The following is a 15,575-nucleotide window of genomic DNA, read 5'->3' as shown; positions in this document are numbered from 1 at the left end:
GAGTAGCTCGCTAGAGCGAAATGAATTACTTCGAACAATTAAACGTTTAGGCAGGACACTATGGAAAAAATGGTCAGGCTATCATCGGCGAAGTTTGGTTGAAACTAAGATGCATTGCATCAAATTATTAGGAGATAAACTCAGTGCAAGGAGTTTTGATAGCCAAGTGAATGAGATCCATGCACGTGTAGCAGTCCTTAACAGATTTACGGAATTAGGTCGACCACTTACCCAAGTTACGCCTTAAATTTGGCTCAATTAGGGGCGCTTTGCATTTCAAATCTTTGTGCAACAAAGCCTCTTGTTTGTAGCTCACCACAATATGGAGCAAATGAGTCTGCTATTGTAGGAAACCCTTTGATTGATTATAGATACATTCGTATTACTGATATAACTTCAGATGGTCAGCTTAATGATGATTTTCATACCGCTAAGAATATAGAAAATAAATATATTTTAGAAGATGGTGATGTTTTATTTGCTAGATCAGGTAATACTGTTGGAAAGACTTTTTTATATAAATCAAGTTTTGGTAAAGCAATTTATGCAGGATACTTGATAAGATTTAAGCCATTAAAGGAATTTTTATTACCTAAATTTCTTGAAATATTGACAAAGGGTGATGTTTATAAGAAGTGGGTAGCAGATTCACAAACAGGAAGCTCTCAACCAAATATTAATGGGCAGTTATATTCAAACTTTATGATTCCTGTCCCACCTTTAACCGAACAAGAAAAAATTGTTCAGCAAATTGAAGCCTTAGAAATGCAAATTGCACAAGCGCAACAAGTGATTGATGCAGCACCTCAGCAAAAACAAGCCATTTTGCAAAAGTATTTGTAAGTAATAAAAAAAGTCCCGCAGCGTACAGCAACTTGCGGGACTTTAATATGCTCAACACACTCACCAAATAGCAAATGTGCATATTGTTATCACTTTGTTGAGGGAAATATCATGCAATTACAATTACGAAAAATCGAGAATAGCTTAGGCATCATTATTCCAGCATCTGTCATGCAACAATTTAATCTTAGGGTAGATACACCTGTAGAGATCGTAGAACAAAATGGAAACATGATGATCAAGCTCATGATTCAGAAGCAATCTAAACTTCCATTCAGTGAGTCTGAATTACTTGCCAAGATTGATGCTGACAGCGCACATAGCGACTTAATTGCAAAGCCTATTGGCAAAGAGTGGTGTGAATAAGCACTTATTGATCGGAGCGACTCATTGGTCTGAGTAGCGCCCCTCAAAATAGTTTATTTCAAGTTTATTTAAACTGAATCGTTCCATTTGCATTGACTGTAATTTTAGATTCACCTGCTGCCATATCTTGATCAGCTACAGCTGATTCAGCGACAGCAAATTTAGCCATACTCGCGCGCATAACAGGCTGCGGGAAATAAGAATTAGTATTCAGATTTAAATTCACTAAGTTATAGCCCGATTTATTCCAAGCCTGACTGAGCATTTGCGCACGTTGTTGAAAGTTTTTAGATGCTTCGACCATCAACTCATTTTCAACTTTTTTACGTTGTGCATCAGACACGCTAAAATTAATAGATTGAGTCTGAAAGTTTTGTTGTAGCTCACTCACCAATTGGCTTGCCGCTTTAAAATCGGTGCTTTGCACACGTACTTCTGCACGACCGCGCCATTCTTTTAACTTACGACTGTCATTGTCGTAAATTGGATAGGTGGTTTGTGAGCCCGTTTCAACTTTCACTTGTGGATACTTACGTGCAGTTGCAATGGCTTGGCTCATTAACTGGTTAATTTGTGATGCAAGTTCAGCAGGCTGTTTGTGACTTTTTTCAATATATAACACAGCATGCATTTGATCATTTGAAACTTCGCGTGAAGCTTCGGCTTGAACATTGACGATATTGTAATTTAAAGATTCATTTTGTTGGGCAAAAGCAGTGCTTGCAGCACCAACAGCCAACAGGGTAGCAACGAGAGAAAGTAAGCGCATATTCTGACCTTTTGTTCAAATTATCGAGATTTTAGAACTGTTTTAACTATTATAAATTCTAGCTTTGCTTTGTGAGGATTCTTAGCTGAATTTGTGGTGGCTTTGTAAAATATGCGTTAAAAATTGCAGCAAAAAAGCATTTATAAAATTCAATAAAAATAATGATCTATACTATTTTGAAAATAAATGCTGCATGACTTGAGAGATTGTGCAAAAAAACGTATAAAGGAAGTGGAAAGAGTTAAATTTTCTTTCCTTTGTCACAATGTAAGATGATAATTCAATCGAATCATCTGCAAGATATGTTTTTTCGATGAAATTAGGCAATATTTGGGTTAAACCTGTTTATTTTCTAGAAAAATTAGGTATTATCCCGCTTCCTAGTCTTGAAGAACAAAACTCTATCTCGCTAGATCAAAAAAGCACCGAGTCAAAGGACCGCAAGTCACCAGACTTATTTCTTTCAACCCATATCAGAGATGGTAATTCGATATGAGCGTTACTTCTGTAAACCCTGCCAACCATTCCACAAACGAATACTACTTGACTCGCCAAAGTCAGATGGAATCGAATGTGCGTAGTTATCCTCGTAAATTACCGTTAGCGATAGCGAAAGCACTAGGTTGTTGGGTTACCGATGTTGAAGGTACTGAGTACCTAGATTGTTTGGCTGGGGCAGGAACCTTGGCATTGGGCCATAATCATCCTGCGGTGGTTCAAAGCATCCAAGACACTTTAGCAAGTGGTTTGCCATTACATACCCTAGATTTAACGACACCTTTGAAAGATGCTTTTACTGAAGCGTTACTTTCACATATGCCGGGTGGTCAAGAAGAATACTGCTTGCAGTTCTGTGGTCCGACAGGTGCAGATGGCACAGAAGCGGCTATCAAACTTGCAAAAACCTATACAGGTCGTAGCTCAGTCATCAGCTTTTCAGGCGGCTATCACGGCATGACACATGGCTCATTGGCAATGACAGGTAACTTGTCTGCGAAAAATGCAGTCAATGGTTTAATGCCTGGCGTTCAATTTATGCCATATCCGCATGAATACCGTTGCCCACTTGGCATTGGCGGTGAAGCGGGTGTAGATGCTTTAACGTATTATTTTGAAAACTTCATTGAAGATGTAGAAAGCGGTGTGACTAAGCCTGCAGCTGTAATTCTTGAAGCAATTCAGGGTGAAGGCGGTGTTGTGACTGCACCAGTAAAATGGTTGAAGAAAATCCGTGAAGTGACTGAAAAGCACAACATCGTTTTAATTCTAGACGAAGTACAAGCGGGCTTTGCACGTTCAGGCAAAATGTTTGCATTTGAACATGCAGGTATTGAGCCAGACGTGATTGTTATGTCTAAAGCTGTTGGTGGTGGCTTGCCATTAGCTGTACTTGCTATTAAACGTAAGTTTGACGCATGGCAGCCTGCAGGTCACACGGGTACTTTCCGTGGTAACCAATTGGCAATGGGTACTGGTCTTGTGGTGCTTAAAACCATTAAAGAACAAAACCTTGCACAAAACGCGCAAGAGCGTGGTGAGTTCTTACAAGCTGAATTGAAAAAATTAGCTGTTGAATTCCCATGTATTGGTAACGTGCGTGGTCGCGGTTTAATGATTGGTATCGAAATTGTAGATGAACGCCAAGAAAAAGACCGTTTAGGTGCTTATCCAGCAGATTCTCAATTGGCTGCTGCTGTTCAAGCTGCATGTTTTGACAACAAATTGTTGCTTGAGAAAGGTGGTCGTGGTGGTACGGTAATCCGTTTACTTTGCCCACTCATCATTACTCAAGAAGAGTGTGTAGAAGTTATCGCTCGCTTCAAGAAAGCAATTGCTGAAGCGTTAGTCGCAGTTCGAGGCGCATAAGTTTATGGTAGATTTTGCAGAACATCGTAAAGCGTTACTCTGCAATGATGCTCAATCCATTGCTGACTACAGTGCAGCAATGGAACAAGCGACTCAAGCAGTCGCGGCATGGTTGCAAAATGACAAAATGTACACAGGCGGCAGCATTAAAGAATTGCGTGAAGCGATTGCTTTCCAGCCGTCTAAACAGGGTTTAGGTGTACAAAAGTCATTGGAACGCATGGTAGAGCTTTTCTTAAACAAAAGTTTAAAAGTTCATCATCCACATTCTTTGGCACATTTGCATTGCCCAACTATGGTGGCAAGTCAAATTGCAGAAGTACTCATTAACGCAACCAACCAATCTATGGACTCTTGGGATCAAAGCCCTGCAGGTTCATTGATGGAAGTACAACTGATTGACTGGTTACGTCAAAAAGTTGGCTATGGTGCAGGTCAAGCAGGTGTGTTCACTTCAGGTGGTACGCAGTCTAACTTGATGGGTGTGTTATTGGCGCGTGATGCGTGTATTGCAAAGAACTGGAAAGATGAAAACGGTAATCCGTGGTCTGTTCAGCGCGATGGTATTCCAAGCGATGCAATGCGTAATGTGAAAGTCATTTGTTCTGAAAATGCACACTTCTCTGTGCAAAAGAACATGGCGATGATGGGTATGGGCTTCCAGTCAGTTGTTACTGTACCTGTCAATGAAAATGCACAAATGGACGTGGTTGCACTTGAGCAAACCATTGCGCATTTAAAAGCTGAAGGTAAGATCGTTGCGTGTGTGGTTGCGACTGCAGGTACAACCGATGCAGGCGCGATTGATCCACTTAAAAAGATTCGTGACATCACCAATCAATATGGCGCGTGGATGCACATTGACGCAGCTTGGGGTGGTGCATTAATTCTTTCTAACAGTCATCGCGACATGCTTGATGGTATTGAGTTGTCTGATTCTGTGACACTGGATTTCCATAAGCATTATTTCCAAACTATTTCGTGCGGTGCGTTCTTACTGAAAGATGAAGCGAACTATCGTTTCATGCACTATGAAGCAGAATATTTGAACTCTGCTTATGATGAAGAGCATGGCGTACCAAACTTGGTGTCTAAGTCATTACAAACAACACGTCGTTTTGATGCGTTGAAACTTTGGATGACGATTGAAGCATTAGGTGAAGAGCTTTACGGTTCGATGATTGATCATGGTGTGAAGCTAACACGTGACGTTGCTGATTATATTAAAGCAACGGCAGGTTTAGAGTTATTGGTTGAGCCTCAGTTTGCATCAGTATTGTTCCGTGTTGTACCTGAAGGTTATCAAGCAGAGTTCTTGGATAGCTTGAACCAAAACGTAGCAGATGAGTTGTTTGCGCGTGGTGAAGCCAATATTGGTGTCACTAAAGTTGGTAATGTTCAATCATTGAAGATGACGACTTTAAGCCCTGTTGCAACATTAGACAACGTGAAAAACTTATTGAGCTTGGTATTGGCAGAAGCAGATCGCATTAAAGATGCGATTGTAGCGGGTACTTATACACCACCAATCGACTAATATTCTCATTATTCAGATTGTGATGAAACACAATAAAAGAAGTCACTACGGTGGCTTTTTTTGTGTCTGATTAAAAATATTGCAGTGAAGTGTGGTGGAAGCATTGTACCGTTTTTGCTTGAATCTTGTGATGGATTACGTGGTTTTGGCTTAAGAAATGCACTGCTGATGTCATAAAAATTACGCAATTGGTGAATAAACATCAATTTTGGAAGAAAAAACCATAAACAATGATGACATTGGCATGAATTATTACATTTTAAAAATAAATCTAAGAAAAAAAAGAGCACAATAATATTTTATTACATATTGATTTTTAAGGAAATTAAAATAAATCAACGTAGAAAAGGTAAATATAATCAAAGCGTAACAAAGTTGTAACATGCCTGTCATATTATAAAACCACAATGCAGTTATCGAAATAAGTACAAAACTTAATAACAAGTGACGTACTCCGAACTTGCATAAATGAGAGAGAACAGAATGCGCTTTACTAACATCGCCCTTGCTTTAGCCGTATCTGCAGCAGCTGTAGCAACAACTGCAAACGCAGCTCGTGACACCATTCAAATCGCGGGTTCTTCAACAGTTCTACCATACGCTAGTATTGTAGCTGAAGAATTTGGTAATACTTTCCCACAATTCAAAACTCCTGTTGTTGGTTCAGGCGGTTCTTCAGGTGGTTTGAAGCAGTTCTGTACAGGTGTGGGTGATAACACCATCGACATCGCGAACTCATCTCGTAAAATTAAAGATTCAGAATTGGCTGCTTGTAAAAAAGCAGGCGTAAACCAAGTTTTAGAAATTAAAATTGGTTATGACGGTATCGTATTTGCTTCTAACGCAAACAAAGCGGCTTATAAACTAAAGCCTTACCATGTATATGCAGCAATTGCAGCTGAATTACCATCTAAAGGTAAAATGGTTGCTAACCCATATACACGTTGGAACCAAATTGACAAAACACTTCCAAACGAGCCAATTACCCTTGTAATCCCAGCGTCAAACCACGGTACACGTGAAGTGTTCCAAGAGAAAATGGTTGATGCAGGCTGTGAGGCTTATGCTGCGATTAAAGCATTAGACAAAGATGCTCAAAAGAAAGCATGTACTACTTTCCGTAAGGATGGTCGTGTAATTGAAATTTCTGGTGACTACACAGAAACATTGGCTCGCTTGAAAACTTCTCCAAGCGCAGTAGGTGTGTTCGGCTTAGGTTTCTATGACCAAAACCGTGACCGTTTACGTGTTGCAACTGTGAACAACGTAGCACCATCTGAAAACACTATTTTAAATGGTTCTTACCCAGTATCACGTCCATTGTTCTTCTACGTGAAAGGTGAGCACCTTAAATCAATCAAAGGTTTACCAGAGTTTACTGAATACTTCTTGAGCAAAAAAGTATCTGGTAAAGGTTCTAAGTTAGACAAAGCAGGCTTAATTTCAATGTCTGACAAAGAGCGTGCACAAGTTCTTGCTAACTTCAAAGCTGGTAAAGCGGTTAAGTAATTTGAGTTAAAGCAGCTGATGGCAGGGAACAACCTGCCATTGGCTTTTTGCTAAGAAATGTTTTTTCAAAAACACAGATTGAAAAAACAGTGGAGAATACATGAATCTGCTACTCATAGGTGTGTTATTGGCGATTATCGCCGTAGCCTATCAAATCGGGTTAAGCAAGAGCCGTAACCTAGCAGGTAAGGGAAATAACTCTGCAATGTTACATTCACGCCCAGGATATTATGGCGCGTTGGTAGCATTATGGTGTGGTATTCCTGCTTTTTTAATTTTGATTGTTTGGAACTTGGTTGAGCCAAGTATTCTAGAGCAAGTGGTAATTAATAATGTGCCAGCGCACATTGCTGCAAGCCTAGACCCTGCAAGTACAAGTGTTTTGGTTGATCGCGTACAAGCCATTGCATCTGGTTTTGGTGTAAGTGATACACCTGCTGCATACGAAGTTGCAGCGGCAGAGCAATTAGCGAAAATTGAAACCATTGGTTCTTATGCCAAACTTGCGGTGGTGATCTGTGCGGCCTTATTTGGTTTGCTGTGGGCAAAGAAACGTATTTCACAACAATTCCGCGCACGTAACCAAGTTGAAAAAATCATCAACATTTCTTTGGCATTATGTTCTGGTGTTGCGATTCTAACTACAGTCGGTATTGTGATGTCTATGTTCAGTGAGGCAATGCGATTCTTTAGTTTCGTTAACCCACTGGATTTCTTCTTTGGGACGGTCTGGAACCCTGGTTTTAGTACATCGGGTAGTGCAGATGGCAGTTATGGTTTACTTCCATTACTGTGGGGTACATTGATGGTGAGTGGTATTGCCTTATTGGTGGCAGTACCTATTGGTTTAATGATTGCCATTTACCTTGCAGAATATGCATCGCCTAAATTMCGTGCATGGGCAAAGCCGACCATTGAAGTTTTAGCAGGTATCCCGACCATTGTGTACGGTGTATTTGCCATGATGATCATCGGTCCGTTCCTTAAAACAGCGGGCGCAATCATTGGACTAGATATTAATGCCACGAGTGCATTAACTGCTGGTTTAGTGATGGGTATCATGATCATTCCTTTTGTATCTTCATTGTCTGATGACATTATTACGCAAGTGCCGCGTGCGCTACGTGATGGTTCTTTAGGCTTAGGTGCAACCAAATCTGAAACCATTCGTCGCGTGGTGATGCCAGCTGCATTGCCAGGGGTGATTGGTGCGTTCTTACTTGCTGCGTCACGTGCAATTGGTGAAACCATGATTGTGGTGTTAGCTGCAGGTAATAGTCCTTTACTACACGCAAACCCATTAGAAGCGGTATCTACGGTTACGATTACGATTGTGAACCAATTAACAGGTGATACAGATTTCGCAAGTCCGCAAGCATTGGTTGCTTTCGCACTTGGTTTGACCCTGTTCGTGATTACCTTAGGTTTGAACATTGTTGCACTATACATCGTGCGTAAATATCGTGAGCAATACGACTAATGAATACTTCAAATACATCGTCTTTGGATCAGTTAGATCCACAAGTTGCTGCCGAATTACGTGAACAACGTAAAAAAACCATCGCCAGTTCATTAGGCAAGCGTCATCGTAAGGAAAAAACTTTCCGTATTATGGGGCTGTCGGCAGTTATCGCAGGTTTATTCTTTGTCGTGTTGCTTTTTGGCAGTATTTTGGCCAAAGGCTTGCCAGCATTTTGGCAAAGCAGCATGAGCCTTCCAATTTACTTCGATCCAGCAATTGTGAGTGCAGGTCCAAAACCAAAGKCGGTTGCAGGTGAGTCACCAKCACAATACGAAGAACGTATGATTAAGTGGCAAACCGAAATGGGCATGGTCGATTGGGATGCTTTAATCGTGAATGGTATTGTGGCGAAAGACAAAGCGCTAGAAGCACAGCGTGATGATCTTGGTTACTTATATACCAGTTCAGAAGCGTACCGTATTCGTGACATGGTCTTGGCTGATCCTTCTTTAATTGGTCAAACTAAAGAAGTGAAAGTTCTTGCAGATGCCAACGTTGATGTATGGTTAGAGGGCAAGATTGACCGTAGTTTACCAGATGAGCAGCAACAGCTAAGCCCTGAAGTACGTCAATTGGCAGACAAGTTAGAGTCACAAGGCATTATTGAAAGTACATTCAATACCAACATTTTTGTTAGCCCAGACTCACGTAGTTCTCCAGCGACTTCTGGTTTGGCAGGCGCATTCATGGGTTCGTTATTCATGATGCTGATTGTAATCTTTATTTCGATTCCAATTGGTGTTGCGTCGGCAATTTACTTAGAAGAATTTGCACCCAAAAATGCGATTACTGATATTATTGAAGTGAACATCAATAACTTGGCTGCTGTCCCTTCTATTGTATTTGGTTTGCTAGGTGCTGCGATCTTTATTGGCTGGATGCATTTACCATTGTCTGCACCATTGGTCGGTGGTTTGGTACTCAGTTTAATGACTTTACCCACCGTGATTATTACCACGCGTGCATCATTAAAAGCAGTGCCGCCATCTATTCGTCAAGCTGCTTTAGGTTTGGGTGCTTCTCGTTTACAAACAGTGTTCCACCACGTACTCCCACTTGCATTACCAGGTATTTTAACGGGTGCAATTATTGGTGTTGCACAAGCTTTGGGTGAAACCGCACCATTGTTATTAATTGGTATGAGTGCTTTCGTTGCCAGTGTACCAGCAACTCCACTTGATCAATCTACTGCGTTACCTGTGCAAATTTTCTTATGGCAGGGTAATGAATTGCGTAACTTCTTCGAGGGACGTACCGCTGCAGCCATTATCGTACTTCTTGCGCTAATGATTGGCTTAAACAGCCTTGCAATTTGGTTACGTAAGAAGTTTGAAGTACGCTGGTAATTGAGGGCAAAGAATATGAATACTGTAGCAAGCACAGAAAAAACGAATTCCTTAGAACAGGATAAACAAGTGAATCCACAGCAAAGCCAATTTACATCTCCAGATGTAGAACAGAAGCAATCAACGACTTCGTTTGTTTCACAATTTGATACGCAAGCTTCAAGCAAAAAAGAAGCGAAATCTTCAAATGTAAAGTTAAGCACCAATGACGTGCATGTGTACTATGGTGAGTCTGAAGCGATTAAAGGTATTGATTTAAATATCTATGAAAATGAAGTCATTGCCTTCATTGGTCCATCAGGTTGTGGTAAGTCGACATTCTTGCGTACTTTAAACCGTATGAACGACACAATTGATAGCTGCCGTGTAACGGGTAAAGTGATGTTGGATAACCAAGACATTTATGATCCTAACCTTGACGTCGTATTATTACGTGCGCAAGTGGGTATGGTGTTCCAAAAGCCAAACCCATTTCCAAAATCAATTTTTGAAAACGTAGCCTATGGCCCTAAACTGCATGGTTTAGCGCGCGATAAATACGATTTGGAAGAAATTGTAGAAAACAGCTTGCGTAAAGCAGGTTTGTGGGATGAAGTGAAAGATCGTTTGAATCAACCAGGCACAGGTCTTTCTGGTGGTCAGCAACAACGTCTTTGTATTGCGCGTACCATTGCGGTAAGTCCAGAAGTAATTTTGATGGATGAACCATGTTCGGCACTTGACCCAATTGCAACAGCAAAAGTAGAAGAGCTAATTTCTGAACTTTCTACTCAATATACGATTGCGATTGTAACGCACTCAATGCAACAGGCAGCGCGTGTATCTGACCGTACCGCATACTTCCATTTAGGTGATTTGATTGAAGTGAATGCAACTGAAAAAGTATTTACTCAGCCAGACCATCAATTAACAGAAGCGTATATTACAGGTCGTTTTGGTTAATCTGCTTAAATCCTGAAAGCTATTAAAACAGAATCTTAGGATTCTGTTTTTTTGTTATAGTATTGATTGTTTTGTACGCGCAGCGAAAATAAAAAATGCAGTTTCCTTCACAAGAAGAACGACAACAGGCAAAACCAGCACGCCAAGCCACGAAAAAAATAATCGATGCCTTGTTTGGATTTCAACATAGTGCAGAGACGATAGCAGCGCTTTTAGTTTTGCTGAGTATTTTATTGGCAACTTTTTTTAACCATGATGGGTGGTTTCCAACCTCTCAAAGCCCCAATATGAGCAATTATCATCGTTGGTTGTATGATCAATTTGTGATAGTTTCAGGTGTGATAGTGCTAGTTGTTTATTTTAGGGTACAGCAGCAAGTAAGTGATCCTGATTTTCGGCAGGCTTGGCGAGACTATATTGATGCCAATGCTAAATTTAAGTTTTATCGCTATGTAAAAGCACAACAAAAAAATAAGTTGCCGCTCTTGCACAGTACAGTAGGTGAATTTCTCTTCGTGATGTGTTTCTGCGTAGGTTTAGTGTGTTTCTATTCAATGCTTACACCTTTAGATCATGAGCGTAGAGGTAGTTTTCTACTGTTTGGTTGGTGGCCGATCAACGCACTTATTATTGGGATTTGCTACCAGGGGCAAATTTGGTTTGCTGTACGTTTAATGGCTGTTCGGCAGATTTCTAAACGATATTTACGATTGATTCAAAAAGAAGCTGCTTTAAGATAGAAAAAGTATTGAAAAAGTCGAAATTGACCTAATGTAGTCCTAATAAACCGAATTAAATTGAGAACTCATTTTTATGTTATTTCATTTACCTAAACTTCCTGCCGAAATTCGGATTAGTCATTTGAATGCGCGAATTAATGAACAACGAAAAAAAATTGCGCAAACTACGGCATCTAAACTTGAGTTGTTGCAACTTAGCCAACAAATGGCACGTGAAGCACGAGCCCGTAAAAAGAACAATCAAAAAATTTATGTACTTGACTTTAAAGGTGATACTGCTGCGTCTGCAGTAGAGCAATTACGTGAAGAAATCACATTGGTTTTGGCAACTGCTAAAGCAGGTCGTGATCGTGTGGTGTTGCGCCTAGAAAGCCCTGGTGGCATGGTGCATGGCTACGGTCTTGCTGCTGCTCAATTGGTGCGTTTACGTGATGCAGGATTTCATTTAACCATTTGTGTCGATAAAGTCGCGGCAAGTGGTGGTTATATGATGGCATGCATTGGTTCAGAAATTGTGTCAGCGCCATTTGCGATTTTGGGTTCTATTGGCGTAGTGGCACAAGTGCCAAACTTTAATCGTTTGCTCAAAGAAAAAAATATAGATTTTGAGATGTACACTGCAGGTGAATATAAACGCACTGTGACCATGTTCGGTGAAAATACCGAAGCAGGCAAGGCTAAGTTTGAAGAAGAATTGCAACAAACTCACGTGCTATTTAAACACTTTGTTGAAAAATACCGTCCACAACTGAATGTTGAAAAAGTGGCAACAGGTGAGCATTGGTATGGTCAGGATGCGTTGGAGCTAAACTTGATAGACAAGTTGGAAACCTCAGATGAATATTTGCTGAGTTTGTTGCCACAGTATGATATCTATGTGATTCAAACTCGTAAAAAGCCAACTTTGGGTGAAAAGCTGGGTTTACAAGTTGCACAAATGGCAGACAATTTGATTCCTGCCGTGATGAACAAAGTAGCCGACACGCTGACGAAAGCCAATTCAAATCTGGTTCAGATGCGTGATCCGAAGCTTTAATTATTTCTGTGTAAATAATGTGGGAAGCTCACTTTTGTGGGCTTTTCATTTTTGAAATCAAATCATTATGATATAAGGCTAGTAGTTTGATTTAGCCTGGACGCATATGCTTACGTTTATTTTGTTACTGGGATTCTTAAGCATCGTGTTTATTCCGATGTTCACAATGCTTTATGCTGAAAACAAACTCATTAACCATGATTCAAAGAAAGTTTTATTTTGGCTGAGCTTTCTACCCAGTGTCTGCATTTTTCTATTGTATGGTGTTTTAAAGCCAAATGATCCACCTGTGATTGCATCTCAGCAATGTGGCGTAGTGCAGTTTTCTCAGTTACATAAGGTTCGTCGTCGTGAAGCATTTGAGCGTGTCAGTATTCGATTTGAGGGTGATAAATACAATCGGCATTTGTTGTTTGGCCAGCACTTAGAGAAAGTGCCGAAAGGACACAAGGTCTGCTTTGAATACTTGGACAGGTTTAAATACCCACATTTGTCAGAATCTAAGCTGCTGAAATGGATTGAACCCACCGAAATACAGACCAGTATTGAAGCGAATCAGATAAAATAAAGTATATTTTATGATTAGAGCAGAAATATGGCTGTCGCTGAAGCATATCTTGCAACGCAAAATTGTTATTTTAATTATGAATTTGACGAATTGAACTTGGGTGATTTTCCTGAAGAATTATTTATTTCACTGCGTGGCATGATGTATCTCCACGAAATTCAATATCCAAATATCACCTATTACATCTACTTTAGCGATATTTTAACGGGTGCTGAATTAGAAAAAATGCAGACAGATTTTGCAATGTATTGTCCTGAGGAATAAATTAAAACTTCTCCTCAATGGAGAGGGAATAAAAATGCGAAGCCGAAGCTTCGCATTTTTGTATTAGGTTGCCACTTTTACAACTTAGATTTTAGCAATTAAATCTTGAATTTGTTTCGCTTGTTCAGCTGCATTACCTGTATAAGTTGCAGGTGTCATTGTTGCTAAACGTGCGCGATCTGCTGCAGGAACGCCTTCCAACTCGTTACCATTCACGAAATCTACCATCATGTCACGTGTCATGGCTTGACCGCGTGTAAGGGCTTTTAGTTTTTCGTATGGTTTTTCGATGTTATAACGACGCATAACGGTTTGAATTGGCTCAGCCAATACTTCTTGAGCATTGTCTAAATCTTCTAGAATACGTTGCGCGTTCAATTCAAGTTTACCAATACCTTTAGAGCAAGCTTCAAAAGCGATCAAACTTTGTGCAAAACCAACGCCCATGTTACGCAATACAGTCGAGTCAGTTAAGTCACGCTGCCAGCGAGAAATGGGTAATTTTTCGCCTAAGTGAGCCAAGACTGCATTCGCGATACCCAAGTTACCTTCAGAGTTTTCAAAGTCAATTGGGTTTACTTTGTGTGGCATGGTTGAAGAACCAACTTCACCTTCTTTCAGTTTTTGCTTGAAGAAACCAAGTGAGATGTAGCCCCAAACGTCACGGTTGAAGTCGATTAGAATAGTGTTGAAGCGACGTAGCGCATCAAACAATTCTGCCATATAGTCGTGTGGCTCAATTTGAGTCGTATATGGGTTAAAGCTTAAACCTAAAGATTCTACAAATGCTTGAGAGTGCGCAGGCCAGTTGATTTCTGGATATGCAGAAAGGTGAGCGTTATAGTTACCTACTGCACCATTGATTTTGCCCAAAAGCTCAACTTGCTTGAACTGTTTGATTTGACGTGCCAGACGATATGCCACGTTTGCCATTTCTTTACCCAAAGTTGTTGGGCTTGCAGTTTGACCGTGAGTACGTGACAACATTGGTTGATCTGCGTGTTTTTCTGCCAATGCAACAATCGAATCAATGATTTGCTGCATAGCTGCAACCAATACTTCACGACCATTTTTGAGCATTAAAGCATGTGACAAGTTGTTGATGTCTTCTGAAGTACAAGCAAAGTGAATGAACTCACCTGCATTTTTCAATTCATCAATGTTGGCAATTTTTTCTTTTAAGAAATATTCAACTGCTTTTACGTCATGGTTGGTGGTGCGTTCAATTTCTTTAATGCGGTTGGCATCATCTTCAGAGAAATCTGCAACAATTGCATCTAATGCAGCATTGGTTGCCGCGCTGAACGCAGGTACTTCAGTAATTTCAGGACGATTGGCAAGCGCTTGTAACCAACGCACTTCAACAGTCACACGAGCATGGATTAAACCAAACTCAGAAAGGAAAGGGCGGAGTGCATCACATTTGCTTGCATAGCGCCCATCTAATGGAGAAAGTGCGGTTAAAGCGTTCATATCGATTCCTTAAACTTTGGAATTAAACCTAAAACAAAAGCGTGTTCAGCATGGTTTAAACTACCTGATACTGTAAACGCGCCAGATCTTGAATATCACCTAATAATTTACGTTTGCTAAATACCATGCCCCATGAACTGCCACCAAGTTGACGCCAAAGGTGTGCCATTTGTAAGCCTGTAAAAAGCGAAGCTCGAATTCGGTTGGTATGAGCAGAATCCTTAAATGCTTCTGCATTGCCACGTACCATAATGCGCGGGTTAATTTGTCCCGCTGTATCGACATAGGTTTGGGCTAAATTGGCAATAATACTGGGATGTAAATAGTTATGATCAAAAAATGAAAGTTGTTTTAAGATTTTTTGCTGCGATTGCTCAATAATTTCGACGTATTTAGGATTGCGATATACTTTTTTTTCTAATTGTAAGAGTGCCATCGCATATGACATAGGTAATTTGGTATTGGATAATTTAGGTAAACGCGATTTAGGGGCGGTATTAAAAGGTTGGTTGATGCAACTTTCTAGCGTTTTTAAACCCAAAGAAATATCGGCCAAATGATTAAAAAAATCTAAAGTTTGCAAACTGTGATTGCTACTTGGACGGATATTTAAACTGGCTTTAATCATTTGCTCAAAATAAAAGTTACCGCTTTCACCAATACTTTGTCGGCCTGTGAGTGCAGTCATGTGCGTGAGCTGGGTGGCTTGAAACACACCCGCTAACGCCAAGGCACGATTTTGGCGAATATTCAGAGTTGGAGACTGTTGAAACGGTAACTCTGTCATCCGAAAC

16 protein-coding genes are annotated in these 15,575 nt (G+C 40.4%); 13 read left to right on the top strand and 3 right to left on the bottom strand.

What is annotated here, in order from left to right:
• From BJN41_RS14575 to BJN41_RS02860, 3 genes are all read left to right on the top strand, one after another.
• Positions 1–247: transposase (locus BJN41_RS14575; RefSeq protein ID WP_141730357.1), on the top strand; the 247-nt coding region annotated here is incomplete at its 5' end.
• 2 nt (positions 248–249) lie between these two features.
• A complete protein-coding gene (locus BJN41_RS02865) occupies positions 250–843 on the top strand; it encodes a restriction endonuclease subunit S (RefSeq protein ID WP_201787566.1) in 594 nt (197 codons plus the stop codon).
• Positions 844–954: 111 nt separating this feature from the next.
• The gene (locus tag BJN41_RS02860) at positions 955–1,209 is read left to right on the top strand and encodes an AbrB/MazE/SpoVT family DNA-binding domain-containing protein (protein ID WP_070153098.1); all 255 of its coding nucleotides are present in this window, start codon (positions 955–957) and stop codon (positions 1,207–1,209) included.
• Between the two features lie 64 nt (positions 1,210–1,273).
• Here the strand turns inward: BJN41_RS02860 and BJN41_RS02855 are convergent, their stop codons facing one another.
• Complete coding sequence (locus tag BJN41_RS02855; RefSeq protein ID WP_070153096.1) at positions 1,274–1,978, bottom strand: SIMPL domain-containing protein; 705 nt, start codon at positions 1,976–1,978, stop codon at positions 1,274–1,276.
• 492 nt (positions 1,979–2,470) lie between these two features.
• On the opposite strand from BJN41_RS02855, the gene BJN41_RS02845 reads away from it, so the two are divergent.
• From BJN41_RS02845 to BJN41_RS02800, 10 genes are all read left to right on the top strand, one after another.
• The gene (locus tag BJN41_RS02845; protein ID WP_070153093.1) at positions 2,471–3,844 is read left to right on the top strand and encodes a diaminobutyrate--2-oxoglutarate transaminase; all 1,374 of its coding nucleotides are present in this window, start codon (positions 2,471–2,473) and stop codon (positions 3,842–3,844) included.
• Between the two features lie 4 nt (positions 3,845–3,848).
• The gene (locus tag BJN41_RS02840; protein ID WP_070153090.1) at positions 3,849–5,381 is read left to right on the top strand and encodes a pyridoxal phosphate-dependent decarboxylase family protein; all 1,533 of its coding nucleotides are present in this window, start codon (positions 3,849–3,851) and stop codon (positions 5,379–5,381) included.
• A 483-nt stretch (positions 5,382–5,864) separates the two neighbouring features.
• Positions 5,865–6,890, top strand: a complete 1,026-nt coding sequence (locus BJN41_RS02835; protein ID WP_070153087.1) for a substrate-binding domain-containing protein — start codon at positions 5,865–5,867, stop codon at positions 6,888–6,890.
• 100 nt (positions 6,891–6,990) lie between these two features.
• The gene (gene pstC, locus BJN41_RS02830; protein WP_070153085.1) at positions 6,991–8,370 is read left to right on the top strand and encodes a phosphate ABC transporter permease subunit PstC; all 1,380 of its coding nucleotides are present in this window, start codon (positions 6,991–6,993) and stop codon (positions 8,368–8,370) included.
• Complete coding sequence (gene pstA, locus BJN41_RS02825; RefSeq protein ID WP_070153082.1) at positions 8,370–9,758, top strand: phosphate ABC transporter permease PstA; 1,389 nt, start codon at positions 8,370–8,372, stop codon at positions 9,756–9,758. The genes pstC and pstA overlap by 1 nt, the downstream gene beginning before the upstream one ends.
• A gap of 15 nt (positions 9,759–9,773) precedes the next feature.
• Entirely contained in the window at positions 9,774–10,700 is a 927-nt protein-coding gene (pstB, locus tag BJN41_RS02820) for a phosphate ABC transporter ATP-binding protein PstB (RefSeq protein ID WP_070153079.1), read from the top strand.
• 95 nt (positions 10,701–10,795) lie between these two features.
• A complete protein-coding gene (locus BJN41_RS02815; RefSeq protein ID WP_070153076.1) occupies positions 10,796–11,440 on the top strand; it encodes a hypothetical protein in 645 nt (214 codons plus the stop codon).
• A gap of 73 nt (positions 11,441–11,513) precedes the next feature.
• Complete coding sequence (sohB, locus tag BJN41_RS02810) at positions 11,514–12,476, top strand: protease SohB (protein WP_070153073.1); 963 nt, start codon at positions 11,514–11,516, stop codon at positions 12,474–12,476.
• Positions 12,477–12,582: 106 nt separating this feature from the next.
• Positions 12,583–13,044, top strand: a complete 462-nt coding sequence (locus tag BJN41_RS02805) for a hypothetical protein (RefSeq protein WP_070153071.1) — start codon at positions 12,583–12,585, stop codon at positions 13,042–13,044.
• Positions 13,045–13,071: 27 nt separating this feature from the next.
• Positions 13,072–13,308 (top strand): hypothetical protein, encoded by a 237-nt coding sequence (locus BJN41_RS02800; protein ID WP_019837659.1) that lies wholly within the window; start codon positions 13,072–13,074, stop codon positions 13,306–13,308.
• An 84-nt stretch (positions 13,309–13,392) separates the two neighbouring features.
• On the opposite strand, the gene purB is transcribed toward BJN41_RS02800, so the two are convergent.
• Together purB and hflD are read right to left on the bottom strand one after the other, a co-directional pair.
• The gene (purB, locus tag BJN41_RS02795) at positions 13,393–14,781 is read right to left on the bottom strand and encodes an adenylosuccinate lyase (RefSeq protein ID WP_019837658.1); all 1,389 of its coding nucleotides are present in this window, start codon (positions 14,779–14,781) and stop codon (positions 13,393–13,395) included.
• Positions 14,782–14,836: 55 nt separating this feature from the next.
• Positions 14,837–15,568 carry a high frequency lysogenization protein HflD gene (gene hflD, locus BJN41_RS02790; protein ID WP_070153068.1) on the bottom strand — a complete coding sequence of 244 codons (732 nt, stop codon included), beginning with the start codon at positions 15,566–15,568 and terminating at the stop codon, positions 14,837–14,839.
• Positions 15,569–15,575: the final 7 nt, after the last annotated feature.

The organism is Acinetobacter towneri (assembly GCF_001758345.1).
Lineage (GTDB): Bacteria > Pseudomonadota > Gammaproteobacteria > Pseudomonadales > Moraxellaceae > Acinetobacter > Acinetobacter towneri_A.
Note: the sequence above shows the minus strand (reverse complement) of the source record. Positions and strands in the feature narration are given on the sequence as shown.